Annotated in this window: 15 protein-coding genes; 8 read left to right on the top strand and 7 right to left on the bottom strand. The window is 65.7% G+C overall.

Translation table 11 applies throughout. The features are described 5' to 3' along the window. Positions 1-20 precede the first annotated feature (20 nt). Positions 21-821, bottom strand: a complete 801-nt coding sequence (gene otsB / locus K6G35_RS01760) for a trehalose-phosphatase (protein WP_008644402.1) — start codon at positions 819-821, stop codon at positions 21-23. A gap of 192 nt (positions 822-1,013) precedes the next feature. On the opposite strand from otsB, the gene ilvA reads away from it, so the two are divergent. Both ilvA and queF read left to right on the top strand, forming a co-directional pair. Further along, positions 1,014-2,549, top strand: a complete 1,536-nt coding sequence (gene ilvA, locus K6G35_RS01755; protein WP_008644404.1) for a threonine ammonia-lyase, biosynthetic — start codon at positions 1,014-1,016, stop codon at positions 2,547-2,549. Positions 2,550-2,560: 11 nt separating this feature from the next. Beyond that, positions 2,561-3,394: an NADPH-dependent 7-cyano-7-deazaguanine reductase QueF gene (gene queF / locus K6G35_RS01750; protein ID WP_495676024.1), complete on the top strand. Its 834-nt coding sequence runs from the start codon at positions 2,561-2,563 to the stop codon at positions 3,392-3,394. A 12-nt stretch (positions 3,395-3,406) separates the two neighbouring features. Here the strand turns inward: queF and K6G35_RS01745 are convergent, their stop codons facing one another. Next, positions 3,407-4,813 (bottom strand): carbohydrate porin, encoded by a 1,407-nt coding sequence (locus K6G35_RS01745; RefSeq protein WP_495676023.1) that lies wholly within the window; start codon positions 4,811-4,813, stop codon positions 3,407-3,409. A gap of 201 nt (positions 4,814-5,014) precedes the next feature. Between K6G35_RS01745 and K6G35_RS01740 the strand changes: the two genes are divergently transcribed. The 5 genes from K6G35_RS01740 to K6G35_RS01720 are packed head-to-tail and all read left to right on the top strand — an operon-like array spanning position 5,015 to position 10,312. Further along, on the top strand, positions 5,015-5,707 hold the full coding sequence (locus tag K6G35_RS01740) for a TetR/AcrR family transcriptional regulator (RefSeq protein WP_008644410.1): 693 nt from the start codon (positions 5,015-5,017) through the stop codon (positions 5,705-5,707). A 17-nt stretch (positions 5,708-5,724) separates the two neighbouring features. Next, positions 5,725-6,687, top strand: a complete 963-nt coding sequence (locus K6G35_RS01735) for an HlyD family secretion protein (protein WP_186425941.1) — start codon at positions 5,725-5,727, stop codon at positions 6,685-6,687. Further along, complete coding sequence (locus K6G35_RS01730) at positions 6,684-7,682, top strand: ABC transporter ATP-binding protein (protein WP_495676022.1); 999 nt, start codon at positions 6,684-6,686, stop codon at positions 7,680-7,682. The genes K6G35_RS01735 and K6G35_RS01730 overlap by 4 nt, the downstream gene beginning before the upstream one ends. Next, entirely contained in the window at positions 7,679-8,833 is a 1,155-nt protein-coding gene (locus tag K6G35_RS01725) for an ABC transporter permease (RefSeq protein ID WP_186425939.1), read from the top strand. The genes K6G35_RS01730 and K6G35_RS01725 overlap by 4 nt, the downstream gene beginning before the upstream one ends. A 12-nt stretch (positions 8,834-8,845) precedes the next feature. After that, entirely contained in the window at positions 8,846-10,312 is a 1,467-nt protein-coding gene (locus K6G35_RS01720; RefSeq protein WP_495676021.1) for an efflux transporter outer membrane subunit, read from the top strand. Between the two features lie 60 nt (positions 10,313-10,372). On the opposite strand, the gene K6G35_RS01715 is transcribed toward K6G35_RS01720, so the two are convergent. The 3 genes from K6G35_RS01715 to K6G35_RS01705 form a co-directional block, all read right to left on the bottom strand. Next, a complete protein-coding gene (locus K6G35_RS01715; protein ID WP_008644429.1) occupies positions 10,373-11,572 on the bottom strand; it encodes a pyridoxal phosphate-dependent aminotransferase in 1,200 nt (399 codons plus the stop codon). 80 nt (positions 11,573-11,652) lie between these two features. Continuing rightward, positions 11,653-12,522, bottom strand: a complete 870-nt coding sequence (locus K6G35_RS01710) for a beta-keto acid cleavage family enzyme (protein WP_008644430.1) — start codon at positions 12,520-12,522, stop codon at positions 11,653-11,655. An 11-nt stretch (positions 12,523-12,533) separates the two neighbouring features. Next, positions 12,534-13,859: an aspartate aminotransferase family protein gene (locus K6G35_RS01705; protein WP_035881348.1), complete on the bottom strand. Its 1,326-nt coding sequence runs from the start codon at positions 13,857-13,859 to the stop codon at positions 12,534-12,536. A 203-nt stretch (positions 13,860-14,062) separates the two neighbouring features. On the opposite strand from K6G35_RS01705, the gene K6G35_RS01700 reads away from it, so the two are divergent. Continuing rightward, a complete protein-coding gene (locus K6G35_RS01700; RefSeq protein WP_008644433.1) occupies positions 14,063-14,959 on the top strand; it encodes a MurR/RpiR family transcriptional regulator in 897 nt (298 codons plus the stop codon). Between the two features lie 12 nt (positions 14,960-14,971). On the opposite strand, the gene K6G35_RS01695 is transcribed toward K6G35_RS01700, so the two are convergent. Both K6G35_RS01695 and K6G35_RS01690 read right to left on the bottom strand, forming a co-directional pair. Continuing rightward, positions 14,972-15,880 carry a glutamate/aspartate ABC transporter substrate-binding protein gene (locus tag K6G35_RS01695; protein ID WP_008644434.1) on the bottom strand — a complete coding sequence of 303 codons (909 nt, stop codon included), beginning with the start codon at positions 15,878-15,880 and terminating at the stop codon, positions 14,972-14,974. A gap of 146 nt (positions 15,881-16,026) precedes the next feature. Beyond that, entirely contained in the window at positions 16,027-17,388 is a 1,362-nt protein-coding gene (locus tag K6G35_RS01690; RefSeq protein WP_008644436.1) for an MFS transporter, read from the bottom strand. Positions 17,389-17,463: the final 75 nt, after the last annotated feature.

Genomic DNA, 17,463 nt, shown 5'->3' with positions numbered 1-17,463 from the left:
GGTAGGGGTGGGGGAGGCGTTCACAGCGAGTCCTCCGTTTCGGACGAAGTGGATGAGACGGACTGCGGCTTGCCGCCGCGTTGCGCCCTGAGCGCCAGAAGAGCATGGGCGGATCGATGAAGCCAGCAACGCAACGCAGCGGGCCCGGTCACGCTGACCGTGGCGGCCGTGGCGCGCTCGCCAACCAGCACGCCCACCCCGCCGAGTTCACGCGCCACGACAAAACCGGCTTCGTCGGTGACATCGTCACCCGCGAACAGCGGCTTGCGTCCTTCAAAGGGGGCCATGCGCATGAACGTGGCAATCGCGCCCCCCTTGTCGACGCCGGCAGGCTTGATCTCCACGACCATTTTTCCGGGCAAGCCTTCCAGCCCATCCACGTCGTGCAGGGTGTCGGCCACCATCGCGCGCACCTGCGCCTCGAGTTCCGGGGCCTGTCGATAGTGAATGGCGACTGCCACGGATTTCCGCTCGATGCGTAGGCCGGGATGGCGCGCGACGAAGGCTTCGAGCCTCGGCATCAATGCCGTGATGCCGGGCGCCGGTGGCATAAACAGCGCTTCGCCGTCATGGCGCAGCTCGGCGCCGTGCACGCCTGCCGCGGGGAGCCTCAGCGGCTGCAGGAATCCATCGAGCTCGGCAACAGGCCGGCCCGAGATGATGGCCAGGGCGCCGTCCAGGCAGGTGTGCAGCGCGCGCAGCGTGCCAACCAGTTCCGGCTCGACCTGCACCAGCTCGGGGCGCGGCGCGAGGTCGGCCAGCGTGCCGTCGAAATCCAGAAACAGCGCGGTATCGGGTTCGATGAGAGGTAGCGAAGACATCACGCAAGACCGTAACACGTCGATTTGGAAGGTGTCAGCCGGACGCTGTCCTACAACTGTGGCTGTCACTGCACCCGTCGCACGGCAACTGCCAACCTGGCACTGCCAAGTGCGCCATCCATTATCATTGGCGGTTTCCGCCGATTTTTCCGGTTTTTTTGCCGCTGCCCCCGGCGCCGCACCCCGCTGACCATGACCCGCACGCCCGCCAAGCCCGACTATCTGAAAAAAATCCTGACTGCCAAGGTCTATGACGTGGCCCAGGAAACCGAATTGACCTATGCGCCCGCGCTGTCGGCGCGCACCGGCAATGCGGTCTGGTTCAAGCGCGAGGACACCCAGCCGGTGTTCTCGTTCAAGTTGCGGGGGGCGTACAACAAGATGGCGTCCCTCACGCCCGAGGAACTCAAGCGCGGCGTGATCGCCGCTTCGGCAGGCAACCACGCGCAGGGCGTGGCGCTGGCGGCGGCCCGCATGCAATGCAAGGCGATCATCGCCATGCCGACCACCACGCCGCAGGTGAAGATCGACGCCGTGCGCGAGCGCGGCGGCGAGTGGGTGCAGATCGTTCTGCACGGTGAGTCGTACAGCGATGCCTACCTGCACGCGGCCGAACTCGAGAAGAAGCACAAGCTCGCGTTCATCCACCCGTTCGACGACCCCGAGGTCATCGCTGGTCAGGGCACCATCGCGATGGAGATCCTGCGCCAGCACCCTGGCCCGATTCACGCGATCTTCGTCGCCATCGGCGGCGGTGGCCTGATCTCCGGCATCGCCGCCTACGTCAAGGCGGTGCGCCCCGAGATCAAGGTGATCGGTGTGCAGACCTTCGATTCCGATGCCATGAAGCGCTCGGTGGACGCCGGCAAGCGCGTGGAACTGAAGGATGTGGGCCTGTTCTCGGACGGTACCGCCGTCAAGCTGGTGGGCAAGGAGACGTTCCGCATCACGCGTGAACTGGTCGACGACATTATCCTGGTCGATACCGATGCGATCTGCGCGGGCCTGAAGGATGTGTTCCAGGACACCCGCAGCATCCTCGAGCCGGCCGGCGCGCTGGCCGTGGCCGGCCTCAAGGCGTACGCCGAGCGCGAGAAGCTCAAGCACCAGCACCTGGTGGCGATCGCCTGCGGCGCCAATATGAACTTCGACCGCCTGCGCTTCGTGGCCGAGCGCGCCGAAGTGGGTGAAGCGCGCGAAGCGGTCTTCGCCGTGACGATCCCCGAGGAACGCGGCAGCTTCAAGCGCTTCTGCGAACAGGTCGGCACGCGCAGCGTGACCGAGTTCAACTACCGCATCGCCGACAAGGGCGTGGCGCATATCTTCGTCGGCGTGCAGATCGCCAGCCGCGCGGAGAGCGACAAGATCGCCGCCAACTTCCGCCGCCATGGCTTCGATACGCTCGACCTGTCGAACGACGAACTGGCCAAGCAGCACATCCGCTACATGGTCGGCGGCCATTCGCCGCTGGCGCATGACGAACTGCTGTATCGCTTCGAATTCCCGGAGCGCCCGGGCGCGCTGATGAAGTTCCTGTCCAGCATGAGCCCGAACTGGAACATCAGCCTGTTCCACTACCGGAACCAGGGCGCGGACACGTCCAACATCCTGGTCGGCATCCAGGTGCCGAAGAACGAGAAGCGCGCGTTCCGCAGCTTCCTTTCGACGCTCGGTTACGTACACTGGGATGAGACCGACAACCCCGTCTACAAGCTGTTCCTTTCCTGACGCCCCCGATCATGACGCTTCCTGAGCACTCGCCGCTGGGCAAGCCCTCGGCGTACAAGACCGAATACGACGCATCATTGCTGTTCCCGATCCCGCGCCAGCCGAAACGCGCGGAGATCGGCCTGCCGGAAGGGCGCGCGCTGCCCTTCTTCGGCGTGGATATCTGGAATGCCTACGAGGTATCGTGGCTGAACCTGAAGGGCAAGCCGCAGGTGGCGCTGGCCACGTTCATCATTCCTGCCGATACGCCGAACATCGTCGAGTCGAAGTCGTTCAAGCTGTACCTGAACTCGTTCAACCAGACCAGGATTGCTTCGCCCGAGGCGCTGCAGCAGTTGCTGCATCACGACCTCTCCGAGGCCACGGGCGGCACGGTGCAGGTCCGGCTGGTGACCGAGGCCGACCTCGGCACGCAGAAGATGGGCGAACTGGACGGGCTGCTGCTGGACCGGCTCGACATCGAGACCGATATCTACGAACCCGACCCGACGCTGCTGTCGGCCGAGCAGGAAGAGTCGCCGGTGGAGGAAACGCTGGTGTCGCACCTGCTCAAGTCGAACTGCCTGGTCACGGGCCAGCCAGACTGGGGCAGCGTGCAGATCCGCTACGTGGGCGCGCCGATCGACCAGGAAGGCCTGCTCAAGTACCTGATTTCGTTCCGGAATCACAACGAGTTCCACGAGCAGTGCGTCGAGCGGATCTTCACGGACGTCATGCGCATGTGCAAGCCGGTGAAGCTCGCGGTCTACGCACGCTACACGCGCCGCGGCGGGCTGGACATCAATCCATTCCGCACCAACTACAACACGCCGTGGCCGGACAACCGGCGCAATGCGCGGCAGTAGGACCGCACTGACTCAAAACTCCGCGTGGGCCCGGATGCCGATGAACTTGGCGGGCCCGCGATCCCGGTTGTAGCCCGGGTTCCGCATGTACTGGAAGTCCGGGCTCAGGCTCAGCGTCTTCCAGACCGCGAAGCTGTAGTAGATCTCGAATACCTGCTCGGGGCCGTAGTTGAGCGCCCCATCCCCCAGGAACGCGCCCAGGCCACCCGCCGCCAGATAGTTGCGATGGTTGGCCCCCAGCATGTTGATCGCCATCCCCAGCCCCACCTCGTCATTGGGGCGACCCCACGCCGTTCCCCTGAGCGTGCCGCCCCACGACACCTGCCGGCCAATTTCCGTGAACGCGTAGGTTTCGGTCTTGTCGTCGGACCAGTTGGCCCGCAGGAACAGGCCCAGCGAATCGTTGACCTCCTGCAGGAACGCAAGCCCCACGCCCACCTTCGCGTGTTCGCGGCGCACGTCGGCCACGTCCGGTGTCACGTTGTTGGCCAGTCCGAAAGCGATGGCATCGTTGAACGCCCCCATCTTCGCCTTGTTACGCCACAGCAGCAGCCGGGCCTGGCCCGGGCGGCCACCGATCTGGTAGCGCTTTTCGAGTTCCAGCACGTCGCCGTAGTGCTCGAACATGCGCGTGTCGAGCTCCTGGCCATTGGATTCGAGCGGCTGCAGGAAACGGCCGAAACGCGCCGACCAGCCATCGCCGATGTACTCGACTGAAGCCCCCCAGTTGTAGCCCCGCGCATCAGCCGCGTAGTCGAACGAACCGTGCGTCAGGAACGACCAGTTCATGAACTGCGTGCGTGGATCGGACCCGTAGGGGTTCTGATCGAAGACATCGAGCACGCTGAAGTTGCCGGCGGTCAGCACCACGCGTTGCTTGTCGACGGTGCGGGCGAACTGGTTGAAATCGGCCTCGAGCTTTTCATCGCCCCCCCCCAGCCCCCACGTCTGACGAATGAAGGCCCGCGCGCGGTAGAACTTCGGGTTGGTGCTGGCCGTCTTGGCCAGTTCGCCATTGGAGGGGCCACCCACGCCATGCAGTTCGGAGAATGGCACGCCCTGGGCCACCTCCGGATTGAAATGGAACTCGGCGCCCTGCCAGAGCCGCAATCCCAGGTCGAGCGTGGCCGTGAACGAATAGCTCTTGGCGCGATCGGGCGTCAGGCTGTTCTCGCCGGAGTACCCCGCGCCGAAAGACGGCTTGCGCTGCCAGATGTACGTGGTCTGCCCATGGATGGCGAACGGGCTTTCCACATCGGACGCGGCTTCCTGCCCGGGCCCGGGGGCTTCCTGCGCGTGCGCCACCCAGGGCAATGCAAGCCCGCCCGCCACCAGCAAGGCGGCAAACGGGACGGCAAAGCGGCGGGCAAAGCTCGGGCGCAACCGCTGCGGAGCGGCTGGCGGGCAAGAACGCGACATAGGAATTGGGGGCAGTGGATGCGCGCATGCAAGCATCCAGTGGATTGGCGGGCAGCTTAGCCAAAGCCCCATGACATGTCTACCGTGCATTGTTGCAGCGCAGCATATCCAGCGCGCTGCGCTCTCACTCGATTTTGTAACCGATCTTGAATTAATTAATTCGAAAATTAATATCTACTCGATACCGTCTGGAGTTGACTGATGCCAGCCAAGTCCTCGCCCGATACGTCCCCGGCACCGCGACAGCGCCGGCCGGGACGCCCTACGGCCAACGCCAATGATGCCGATCAGCGCAACCGCCTGATCGACGCCGCTGTCACTCTGTTCGCGCGCCACGGCGTGGCCGCCACCTCCACCAAAGCGATCGCCGCCGAAGCTGGCGTCACGCCAGCACTGGTCCACTACTACTTCCACGATCGGGAGCTACTGCTCGATGCCGTCTTCGACGAACGGCTGGAGCCGCTGTTCGAGCAGGTGTTCGACACCCTGGCCGGGCACGCCGGTGACATCGTGACGGTGATCCCGGCGCTGGCGGGCCAACTGATCCGCACGGCGTCTGCCACGCCGTGGTTTCCGGGCCTGTGGATCCGGGAGATCGTCGGTACCGATGGCCATCTGCGCGAGCGGATGGTCGAGCGCGTAGCCCTGCGGCGTGCCTCGCTGATCATGGGACCACTGGCAGCCGCCCACGCGCAAGGCAAGCTGACCCCGGGGCTCGAACCGGCCCTCGTCATGGTGTCGCTGATCGGGCTGGCGCTGCTGCCGCCCGCCACCACGCACATCTGGCGCGGCCTTCCCGGCGCGGCCGATATCGATACCGAAACGCTCGTGCGCCACGTCACCGCCCTGCTCACCCACGGGCTGTCCGCCGGCACCCCGTCCCAAGACAAATAAGCCCATCCGGAGCCCGTATGTTCAATCCTGTCCCCCGTCATGCGTGGTCCCTGCTGATCATGGCAACGGCACTGGCCGCGTGCAGCAATGACAAGCCCGTCAGTTGGCAAGGCTACGTGGAGGGCGAGTTCGTCTCTGTGGCGTCGCCATTCGCGGGCCGCCTGGAAAAGCTGTCGGTCGACCGTGGCCAGCAGGTGGCCGATGGTGCGCCGCTATTCGTGCTGGAATCCGACGACGAGCGCGCCGCGCGGCAACAGGCCGCCGAGCAGCTACGCGCGGCCGAGGCGCAGCTTGCCGATATCCAGATCGGCAAGCGCCCCGTGGAAGTGGCCGTGACCCAGGCGCAACTGTCGCAGGCGCAGGCGCAGGCCCAACGCAGCGCGGCGCAACGCCGGCGCGACGAAGCCCAGTTCGAGATCGGCGGCGTCTCCAGACAGCAGCTTGACGACAGCCGCGCCACGGCGGATGCGGACGCGGCACGCGTGCGCGAGTTGCAGCGCGATATCGACGTCGCGCGCCTGCCGGGTCGCAAGGACCAGCTTGCCGCGCAAAGCGCGCAGGTGGATGCCGCGCGCGCCGCGCTGGCGCAGGCCGAGTGGAAGCTATCGCGCAAGTTCGTCAATGCCACGGTGCCGGGCCTGGTCTACGACGTGCCGTTCCGCCCCGGCGAGTGGGTGCCCGCGGGGAGCACCGTGGTCCGCATGTTGCCCGCCGCCAACGTCAAGGTGCGCTTCTACGTACCTGAGACCGTGGTCGGCGCGCTCAAGAACGGGCAGGCCGTCCATATCCGCTGCGACGGTTGCGCGGCCCCGGTGGCGGCAAAGATCACCTATATCTCGAACGAAGCCGAGTTCACGCCACCGGTCATCTACAGCAACGAGACACGCCGCAAGCTCGTATTCCTGATCGAGGCACGTCCGGACCCTGCCGAAGCACCGAAGCTGCGCCCGGGCCAGCCTGTCGAGGTCACGCAATCATGAGCGACGAACTGGCTATCGACGTGCACGGCCTTAACAAGCACTTCGGCGACAAGCACGTGGTCAACGACCTGACGATGCAGGTCGCCCGTGGCGAGATCTTCGGCTTCCTGGGCCCGAACGGCAGCGGCAAGACCACCTCGATCCGCATGATGTGCGGACTGCTGACGCCGGACTCCGGCGCGGGCACCTGCCTGGGCTTCGACATCATCAAGGAGTCCGCCGAGATCAAGCGCAATGTGGGCTACATGACGCAGCGCTTCTCTTACTGGGAAGACCTGTCGATCCGCGAGAACCTGGACTTCGTCGCACGCGTGTATGCCATGCCGAACCGGCGCGAGGTCGTGGACCGCGCGCTCGAGGACCTCGGGCTGGCGTCGCGTGCCGAACAACTGGCCGGTTCGCTTTCCGGCGGGTGGAAGCAGCGCCTGGCGCTGGCCGCGTGCCTGCTGCACGAACCGCAGTTGCTGCTGCTCGACGAACCCACGGCCGGCGTGGACCCCAAAGCCCGCCGCGACTTCTGGGAGCAGTTGCACCAGTTGGCCGCCCGTGGCATCTCGGTGCTGGTCAGCACGCACTACATGGACGAGGCAGAGCGCTGCCACAAGCTCGCCTATATTGCCTACGGCAAGCTGCTGGCGCAAGGCACTTCGGCCGAAGTCGTCGCCAGCCAGAACCTGACCACGTGGAGCGTATCGGGCGACGAACTGGCCGAACTGTCGACCCAGTTGCAGGGCAAGCCCGGCGTGGACCAGACCGTCGCGTTCGGCACGGCGCTGCATGTCACGGGCAAGGACGGCACCGCGCTCGAACAGACGCTCAGGCAGTACGCCGGCCGGGATCACCGCATCGAGCCGGTGGAGACGAGCCTGGAGGACGTCTTCATCCACATGATGGGTGATGCGCAGGACAACATGGCCGTTCCCGCCAAAGAAGCCACCAAGGAAACCGCCGAGGAAGCCACCAAGAGGGCCACCGGGCCGAAGGGGGACGCGTGAAAGCCGTGCGCCGTCAGATCTCCCGCTTCTCGGCGCAACGCTGGTGGAGCATCGTCCTGAAGGAATTCCTGCAACTGCGGCGCGATCGCGTCACGTTCGGGATGATGATCGGGATACCGATCATCCAGCTACTGCTGTTCGGCTTTGCGATCAACAGCGATCCACGCCATATGCCCACCGCGGTCATCGTGGCCGAGCACAGCGACTTCTCCCGCACCTTCATTGCCGCGCTGGACAACACCACGTACTTCAAGGTGGTGCGCACGATGCCGGACGAGGCCTCCGGTCGCGAGGCGCTGATGCGCGGCGATGTGCAGTTCGTGGTCAGCATTCCGGCCGATTTCTCGCGACGCCTGCTGCATGGCGATCGCCCTTCGATCCTGGTCGAGGCCGATGCCACCGATCCTTCCGCGACGGGCCAGGCCATTGCCGCGCTGGCGCAACTCCCGGCCACCGTTGCCCGGATCGACCTGAAGGGCGCGCTGGCGCCACTGGCCGGCGGGCAGCCCGCCTTCGACGTCAACGTGCAGCGGCTCTACAACCCGGAGGGCATCACGCAGTACAACATCGTGCCGGGGCTGATGGGCACGATCCTGACGATGACGATGGTCATGATGACCGGCCTGGCCATGACGCGCGAACGCGAGCGCGGCACGATGGAAAACCTGCTGGCCACGCCGGTGCAGCCGCTCGAGGTGATCTCGGGCAAGATCATCCCGTACATCTTCATCGGACTGATTCAGGCGACGATCATCCTGCTGGCTGCGCACTTCGTGTTCGGCGTGCCGTTTGTCGGATCTCCCGTGGCCGTGTATCTGGCCGCCTTGCTGTTCATCGCGGCCAACCTGACCGTGGGCATCACGCTGTCCTCACTGGCGGCCAACCAGTTGCAGGCGCTGCAGCTCACGTTCTTCTACTTCCTGCCCAATATCCTGCTGTCCGGCTTCATGTTCCCGTTCGCGGGCATGCCAACGTGGGCGCAGTGGATCGGCAACGTGCTGCCGATGACCTACTTCAACCGGATGATCCGCAGCATCATGCTCAAGGGCAGCGGCTGGACCGAACTCTGGCCGAACGTGTGGCCCGTGGCACTGTTCACGATGATCGTCCTCACCATTGCCGTGCGCTTCTACAAGCGCACGCTCGACTGAAAGGAGACCGCCATGCGCGCGATCCCCATGCTGTTGATGTGCGCCGCCGCGATGTCGATGGCCGGCTGCGCGGTCGGCCCGGATTTCCGCACGCCCGATGCGCCGGCTGACGCTCGCTACACATCGGGCCCGCAGCCTGAACGCCTTGACGCGAAGGACTATCCATCGCAATCGCTGGTGGAAGGCGACGTCCCCGCGCAATGGTGGACGCTGTTCCGCAATCCGCAGCTCGATGAAACCATCCGCGTGGCCCTGGCTAACAGCCCAACGCTGACGCAAGCGCAGGCCAAGCTGCGCGAGGCGCAGGAAAATCTCGCGGCCCGTACCGGCGCCACGCGCTTCCCGCAGGTAGACGCGAATTTCAACGCAACGCGGCAGCAGGTCAACCTGCAGTCAGTCGGCATCACGCAGTTCCCGAGCCCTGGACCGTTCACGCTCTACAACGCGAGTGTGCAGGTGTCCTATGCGCTGGATCTGTTCGGTGGTCAGCGTCGAGAACTGGAAGGCTTGCAGGCCGCAGTCGACTACCAGCGCTACGAGTTCGAGGCGGCCCGGCTTTCGCTCGCGGCCAACGTCGCCACGGCGGCGATTCGCGAGGCCGGGCTGCGCGCGCAACTGGCCGATACCGTGGCCATGGCCGACGCGCAGAAGCGCCAGCTAGCCATCATGCAGCAGCGCCTCGGTCGGGGTGGCGTCGCGCGCGTCGACGTGCAGCGCCAGCAGGCCGAACTGGCGCAGACACAGGCGCTGATCCCGGGACTGTCGCAGCAGATCGATGCCACGCGTCACCAACTCGCCGTCTACACCGGCCAGACCCCTGCCGCCGCTCAGCTTCCCGAATTCCGGCTCGAAGACATGCAGTTGCCCGAGACGCTGCCGGTAAGCCTGCCCTCCGAACTGGCGCGGCGCCGCCCCGATATCCGGGCGGCAGAAGCACTGCTCCATCAGGCCTCGGCGGATATCGGCGTGGCCACGGCCAACCTCTATCCGCAGATCACGCTGACCGCCAGCGGCGGCACGCAGGCCATGCGCATGAGCGACCTGTTCAACAGCTTCAATGTGTGGAGCCTGGCCGCCGGCGTCGTGCAGCCGGTGTTCCACGGCGGCGAGTTACGCGCGCAGAAACGCGCCAAGGAAGCTGCTTACGAAGCGTCGTTGGGCGCCTATCGGCAGGCGGTGCTCCAGGGGCTGCAGAACGTTGCCGACACCCTGCGTGCGCTGGACGCCGACGCTGGCACGCTGCAGGCGCGCGCGGACAACGCAAAGCAAACGCGCGACACACTGGCGATTGTCAACGAGCAGTATCGGCTTGGCGGCGTAAGCCAGTTCACGGTGCTTGACGCCGAGCGGCAGGCACGACAGGCGGCGCTGGATCTGGCGCAGGCCCGCGCCACGCGGCTGGCGGATTCGGCCGCGCTGATGCAGGCGCTGGGCGGTGGATGGTGGGGGGAGTCGGAGACGGTGGGAAGTTTGAAATAGAGGTGGGTAGAGATAGTTTGAGCGGGAGGGGCCGGGCCAGAGGGTCAGGCCCATCAACCGCTACCGCCCCAGATACCCCCGCAACCGCTTCACCCCCTCATCTAGCCGCGCCTCGTCGCACGCATAGCACCACCGCACAAAGCCCTCGCCCTCGTCGCCGAACGCGCTCCCCGGTGCCAGCCCGAGATGCGCATCGCGCACGAGCCGCTTGCACAGATCGAGGCTGTCGGTCGTGCCTTTCAGGCGGAAGAACACATACATCGCCCCGTCCGGCGCGTGCGCGTCGATACCGGGCAATGCCGATAGCGCGCTCACCAGATGATCACGCGCCGAGCGCAGCCGTTTTACCAGGTCCTGAGTGAATGCCTCGCCCTCACGCACGGCCACCACGCCGGCCTCCTGCACGAACGACGGTGCGCAGGACGTGTTGTATTCGATGAGCTTGCCCAGGTCGTCCATCATCGAAGATGGCACCACCATCCAGCCGAGCCGCCAGCCGGTCATCAGCCATGCCTTCGAGAACGAGTTGACCGCGATGACGCGCTCGTCGCGGCCGGCGATATCAAGGAACGATGGCGCGACCGCTCCCTCGTCGCCGTAGTAAAGCCGCTCGTAGACTTCGTCGGCGATGATCCAGATGCCGTGGCGGCGGCAGTGGTCGAGCACGGCCTGCTGCGCGGCGCGGGGCATGACCCAGCCGGTCGGGTTGTTCGGCGAATTGATCATCACGGCGCGCGTGCCCGGCGTCAGCGCGGCCAGCAGTTTGTCGACATCGAGTGTCCAGCCATCCGCGCCGTAGTCCAGCGTCACCGTTTCTACGGTCGCGCCAAGGATGCGCGGAATCTCGACCAGATTGGGCCACAGCGGGGTCACCGCCACCACACGGTCGCCGGGGCCGGTGACGAGTTGCGCGGCGAGCATCAGCGCATTGACGCCCGCGCTGGTCACGGCGATATGGTCGACTGGCGTGGCCCCGTGCAATCGGGTCACGTACTCGGACAACGCCGCCCGCAGCGGCGCGATGCCAAGATTGTGGTTGTAGAAGGTGGCGCCGTTGGCGAGCGCGCGGCTCGCAGCATCGCGGATGAATGACGGCGTGACCTGGTCCGATTCGCCGAACCAGAACGGCAGCACGTCAGGCAGGCCGATCCCTGCATTGGCCACTTCACGGATGCGCGACGCGCGCAGCGCGTGCACGACGTCACGCGCCCGTGGCGGCGCTTCGGTCAGGGAAGACTGGCGGGACGGGCTGGTCGACATCGGCACTCCTTCTGGGGAACGATGAAACGCCTAGCGTACCGGAATCCGCCCTGCCCTGCTGTCGTCGCCAGACGGCTTTCTCAGCCCGCGAAACGCTCGCGCAGCGCATCAGCCGTCATCGCGGCATAGCCAAGCGCGACGAGCGGCGTGCGCACCGCTTGCAGCAGCGCGGCATTGTCCGGCGCCATCGCGCCATCGGGCAAAGTCATGTTGTTCTCGAAGCCGATACGTGCGTGGCCGCCCAGCATCACGGCCGTGGCCGCGCAATCGGCCTCCTGCTTGCCGAATGCGCAGACCGCCCATTCGACGCCAGACTGATCGAGTCCGGTCTCGCGCCACGCGGCCAGGAACGGCAGCAGGTCCGCCGGCGACGACTTCTGTCCGGCCGAATACCGTCCCAGCACGAACAGCACCCAGTGCCGCCCGGCCGGAATCGCGCCGCTTTCGCGCAGGGCCGCATAGCGGCGCACGTCGTCGGCATCGTAGAGGATGTATTGCGCCACTACGTGCTCGCGGTGCATCCACTGGAAGAACTCTGCGGCGGCAGGCAACGCGGCGGCATTGGGCACGAGTTCGCGAATGGCTACCGATGCGGCCTCGGGGCGCAGCGCACGCACGGTCGCGATCTGCTGCGCCGGCTGATAGATACCGACCGCCTCGGTGGTCAGTTGCAGCACCAGCGCATTGCCCACGGCCTTGCGCACCGCGGCGATGGCCGGCTCGTAGTCGGCCACTTCGAGGCTGTGCGTGGCGTCGGCCTTGCGCACGTGCAGATGGATCATCGCAGCGCCGGCATCCACGCATTCGCGCGCGCACTGCGCCAGCTCGTCGGGCGTGACCGGCAGGCACGCGTGGTCCGCGTGCGTCTTGCGCGCGCCATTCGGGGCCACCGCCAGGGCGAACGGGCGGCGCAAGGTGTCAGCGGTAGCGACAGGATTCTGGTTCGGCATCGTCGCGCTCCTCAGGCCGGCAGTACCGTTTTCACGGCCTGCGTGAAGCGGTCTACGATGTTGTCGATGTCGGTGGGCGTGCAGATAAACGGCGGCGCAAACAGCACGTGGTCACCGTGGATGCCATCGACCGTGCCGCCCATCGGATAAACCAGCACGCCATGCTCCATGCAGGTGCGCTTGAGCACGGCGTGCGTCTTCTTCGCCGGGTCGAGCGTGGCCTTGGTGGCGCGATCGGCCACGAACTCCACGCCGACGAACAACCCACGGCCCCGCACGTCGCCAAGGTTCGGATGGTCGCCGAGCGATTCGCGCAGGCGCGCGCGCAGCTGTTCGCCACGCGCCAGCACGTTGTCCAGCAACTTGTCCTCGACAATCGTGCGCTGCACGGCCAGCGCTGCCGCGCAGGCCGTCGCATGACCGATATAGGTGTGGCCGTGCTGGAAGAAGCCGCTGCCACCGATGATCGCGTCATAGATGCGCGACGTCGACAACATCGCGCCGATCGGCTGGTAGCCGGCGCCGAGGCCCTTCGCGATCGTCACGATATCGGGCACCACGCCGTCCTCTTCGCACGCGAACAGGTAACCCGTCCGGCCCATGCCCGACATCACTTCGTCAAGGATCAGCAGCACGCCGTACTTGTCGCACACGGCGCGGATACGCTTCAGGTAATCGGCCACCGGCGGCACCGCCCCTGCAGTAGCGCCGACCACAGTCTCGGCGACGAAGCCGGCCACCGAGTCGGGGCCGAGTTCGAGGATCTTTGCTTCCAGTTCGTCGGCCAGACGCTGCGCGTACTGCGTGTCGGTTTCGCCGGCCGCCTGATCTCGGTAGGCATAGCACGGCGACACATGGTGCGCCGGCACCAGCAGCGGCAGGAACGGCTCGCGACGCCACGCATTGCCGCCGATCGCCAGCGCGCCAAGCGTATTGCCGTGATAGCTCTGGCGCCGCGCGATGAAGTGGCGGCGTTGCGTCTGGCCGATCTCCACGAAGTACTGGCGCGCCAGCTTCAATGCGGCTTCCACCGCCTCGGAGCCACCGGACACGAAGTACACATGATCGAGATCTCCGGGGGCCGCATCGGCCAGCGTCTGGGCCAGCGTCTCGGACACCTCGGTGGTAAAGAACGACGTATGCGCGTAGGCAATGGTGTCCACCTGCGCCTTGATCGCCTCGATCACGCGCGGGTGGCCATGACCGAGACAGGAAACCGCCGCGCCGCCCGAAGCGTCGAGGTAGCGCCTGCCATTGCTGTCGATCAGTTCGATACCCTGGCCGCCAACGGCGACCGGCAAGGTTTGCTTCGGATTGCGGTGGAATACGTGCGTCATGGTGAGGTGCGGGATGCGGGGGTCTGCCCGGAAACAGGTGTGAGTATAGGAACAACGTCCCGGCAACGCAACAAGTGTTTCATTGAAGCATCGGCACGAAACATACGATGCCTCACTGGCGCCACCCGTTCACAACACAAGGGCGCCCTGCGGCGGGCCAAGCTGTGCAACAATCGTTGCATCACAAGAATCCTGAACCAGAGATGCCCGCCTCCACGCCCAAGCCGCCGCAGTCGCTCGATGCGCTGCTGGCGCAACTCCGCGCCGATTTCCCGAATCTGAGCGCGCAGTTCCAGAGTGGCGCCAGATACCTGCTCGATCACCCGCGCGACATCGCCATCCAGTCGATGCGCAAGGTGGCCGGCAACGCCGGGGTGCAGCCCGCCACGCTGGTGCGACTGTCGCAGGCGCTCGGGTTCGAAGGCTGGCAGGGATTGCGCGAACTGTTCGTCGAGGCGGTGCGCGACGGCGACAGCCAGCCTTACGCCAGGCGCGCCCGCAAGGTGGTGCGGGAAAGTGGCTCGAGCCGCATGTTCGCGGAAATGATCGAAGTGCAGCATCACAACCTCGACGCGCTGCTGGCCAGCAACGCCGACGCGCTGCCACGCGCGGCCGAACTGCTGGCGGCGGCGCCCATGGTCCACGTCGCGGGCTTCCGCTCGTGCTTTCCGATCGCGTTCTCGTTTCACTACATTTACGGGCTGTTCCGCAGCTCGGTGCGCCTGATCCGTGGCGACGCAGGTACGCTGGAGATGGAACTGCGCGCATTGAGCCCCAAGGATGCGGTGCTGGTAGCCGGCTTCGCGCCCTACTCGCAGGAAAGCATGCGCGTGGCCACCGCCGCGCGCGAGGCGGGCTGCACGGTGATTGCCTTGACCGACAGCACGGTGGCGCCGATCGCACTGGAAGCCGATTGCACACTGCTCTTCGCCATCGACAGCCCATCGTTCTTCCCGTCGATCACAAGCGGCGTGGCGATGGTGGAGGCGCTGGTCGAGCATCTGCTGGCGAAGAAGGGCAAGGGGGCGATCCGGGCGCTGGAACAGACGGAGGGGCAGTTGCACCGGACGGGGGCCTACCTCCCGTCGCGGCGCGGCTGAAACGCCAGTGCGTTACTCGAACGCCTCGTCATTCGGATTGGCGTAGGCCTTCTTGATCTGCTCACTCTGCGGCAAGTCGAAGCTGAGGTTCTTCGGCGGCACCGGCTTCAGGAACCACTTGGTGTAGAGCGTGTTGATCTCGCCACTGCGCATCAGACCCGTCATGGTGGCATCCACGACTTGTTTGAAGCCGGGGTCATCCTTGCGCATCATGAAGCCGTACGCCTCGAACGACTGCGGCGTGCCCACCACCACCCAGTCATTCGGGTTCGGCGCCAGCGTGCGCGAGCCGGACAGCAGCACGTCGTCCATCATGAACGCGGCCACGCGACCCGACTGCAGGATCAGGAACGATTCGCCATAGTCCTTGGCGCTCTGGATCGTGATGTTGGCGCCCTTCTCGTCGTTGAGCTTGCGCAGGATGCGTTCCGACGTGGTGCCGGCGTTCGTCACCACGGCCTTGCCCGACAGATCGCCGAAGTCATGGACCGGGCTGCCCTTCTTCACCAGCAGTCGCGTGCCGGCCACGAAGAACGTGGTGGAGAACGCCACCTGCTGCTGGCGCGACTTCAGGTTGGTGGTCACGCCACACTCGAGGTCCACCGTGCCATTCTGGACCAGCGACTGCCGGTTCTGCGACGTCACGGGCACCATGCGCACCTGCAGATTCGGCGTGCCGGTTTCCTTCTTGACCGCATCGATCACGCGATCGCAGATGTCCTGCGAGAAGCCGATCACCTTCTGGTTCGCGTCGTAGTACGAGAACGGGATCGACGATGTGCGGTGACCGATCGAAATCGTGCCGGACGACTTGATCTTGCTGAGCGTCGGGCTGGCGGCCACGTCGACCGCAAGCGCCGAACCGGCGCCGAGCGACACCGCCATCAGCACGGCGGCACGGGTCATGAAGGACTGGTTCATGGGAACACTCCTGTTGATGGAAAGCGTCAGGTGTTGCAATGCTAGGCATATGGCAACAAGTGTTCCATCATGGATAACCATGAAACAAATGATTTTTCCCCGATATCGGGCATGAAGCGCCCGGTATCGGGGAACACCCCCCCGGGCTAGTGCGCGGTCGGTGTGCGCGGCACGCCCTTCCACAGCGCCAGCCCGCTGGCCAGCAGCAGCCCGGCCAACAGGTACAGCGCGTTGTCCATGCTGCCCGTGTGCGCCTTGATCTGGCCGATGACCCAGGGGCTGACGATGCCGCTGGTGATGCCGATGCTGGAGATGAAAGCAATGCCGGTGGCGGCGGTCTGGGCCGGCAGATGGCTTGGCGGCAGCGCCCAGAAGATCGGCAGCGCGGCGAAGATCAGCACGGCGGCAACGGAGAGGATCGCCAACGACACCCCGAGGCTCGGCACATGTAGCGTCAACGCGGCCAGCGCCAGCGCGCCTCCTGCAGTGCAGCAGAGAAAATGCCCGTGACGTTCGCCGAGGCGGTCGGAGCGCCGCGCAATGAGGATCAAGCCCACCGCGCCGATGGCGTTCGGGATGACCGAGTAGAGGCTGACGGCCACCACGTCCTGGATGCCGAAATCGCGAATCATAAGCGGCATCCAGAATGACAGCGTCAGTGAGCCGCACGTCAGCGCGAAGTAGATGAACGCGAACAGATAGACCCGTGGGTTGGCCAGGGCCTGACGCAGGGCCTGCATCGAATGGGCGTGGCCACCCGCGCCGCGCGACTCCGCCTCATGTTGGGCCACCAGGTAGTCCTGCTCGGCCGGCGTCAGCCAGCGCGCCTGGCGTGGGCCATCGACGAGGCACACGGCGGCGATCAGGCCCAGCAGCACTGCCGGCGCGCCTTCGATCGCGAACATCCATTGCCAGCCGCGCATCCCAAGCACACCCGCCATGTCGCGCATGATCCAGCCCGAGATCAGTCCGCCGAGCACGCCGGCCACGGCCACGCCGGCAAAGAAGATCGCCATCACCGCCGCGCGACGACGCGCCGGGAACCAGTAGGTCAGGTACAGCACGATGCCCGGGAAGAAGCCCGCTTCGAACACGCCGAGCAGGAAGCGCAGCAGATAGAAGTGCGACGGCTGCGACACCAGCATCATGCCCACCGATGCGACACCCCACAGCAGCATGATCCGCGTGAATGTGCGGCGCGCGCCAAAGCGTGCCAACAGCATGTTGCTGGGGACTTCGCACAGCACGTAGCCAACGTAGAACACTGCGGCGCCCAGCCCGTACATCGCGTCGCTGAACCCAAGGTCATGCTTCATCTGCAATTGCGCGAAGCCGATGTTGATCCGGTCCAGGAACGACACGACGTAGCAGATGAACAGGAACGGGATGATGCGCAGCCAGACCTTGCGGTACAGCGCGTCCTCCTGCTGCGCGGGAAGGACTTGCGGTAGTGCGTGTGACGGGATTTCAGGCAAGACGGGGGCGGCGCCCAGGCTCTGGGTATGCATGGTTGTCTCCGGAATAGGGTCGAGTTGGCCCCGGGGCGTCTGTCGCGCCCCTGTCGGGTCACTGGCGGGCAGGAA

The organism is Cupriavidus sp. HY129 (assembly GCF_059492215.1).
This window is presented reverse-complemented; position numbering and strand designations above follow the sequence as displayed.

Coding starts and splice junctions, on each gene's coding strand:
- K6G35_RS01690 (WP_008644436.1), bottom strand. CDS start 17,388: ATGCATACCCAGAGCCTGGGCGCCGCCCCCGTCTTGCCTGAAATCCCG.
- queF (WP_495676024.1), top strand. CDS start 2,561: ATGACGCTTCCTGAGCACTCGCCGCTGGGCAAGCCCTCGGCGTACAAG.
- K6G35_RS01720 (WP_495676021.1), top strand. CDS start 8,846: ATGCGCGCGATCCCCATGCTGTTGATGTGCGCCGCCGCGATGTCGATG.
- otsB (WP_008644402.1), bottom strand. CDS start 821: ATGTCTTCGCTACCTCTCATCGAACCCGATACCGCGCTGTTTCTGGAT.
- K6G35_RS01695 (WP_008644434.1), bottom strand. CDS start 15,880: ATGAACCAGTCCTTCATGACCCGTGCCGCCGTGCTGATGGCGGTGTCG.
- K6G35_RS01730 (WP_495676022.1), top strand. CDS start 6,684: ATGAGCGACGAACTGGCTATCGACGTGCACGGCCTTAACAAGCACTTC.
- K6G35_RS01705 (WP_035881348.1), bottom strand. CDS start 13,859: ATGACGCACGTATTCCACCGCAATCCGAAGCAAACCTTGCCGGTCGCC.
- K6G35_RS01745 (WP_495676023.1), bottom strand. CDS start 4,813: ATGTCGCGTTCTTGCCCGCCAGCCGCTCCGCAGCGGTTGCGCCCGAGC.
- K6G35_RS01735 (WP_186425941.1), top strand. CDS start 5,725: ATGTTCAATCCTGTCCCCCGTCATGCGTGGTCCCTGCTGATCATGGCA.
- K6G35_RS01715 (WP_008644429.1), bottom strand. CDS start 11,572: ATGTCGACCAGCCCGTCCCGCCAGTCTTCCCTGACCGAAGCGCCGCCA.
- ilvA (WP_008644404.1), top strand. CDS start 1,014: ATGACCCGCACGCCCGCCAAGCCCGACTATCTGAAAAAAATCCTGACT.
- K6G35_RS01700 (WP_008644433.1), top strand. CDS start 14,063: ATGCCCGCCTCCACGCCCAAGCCGCCGCAGTCGCTCGATGCGCTGCTG.
- K6G35_RS01710 (WP_008644430.1), bottom strand. CDS start 12,522: ATGCCGAACCAGAATCCTGTCGCTACCGCTGACACCTTGCGCCGCCCG.
- K6G35_RS01740 (WP_008644410.1), top strand. CDS start 5,015: ATGCCAGCCAAGTCCTCGCCCGATACGTCCCCGGCACCGCGACAGCGC.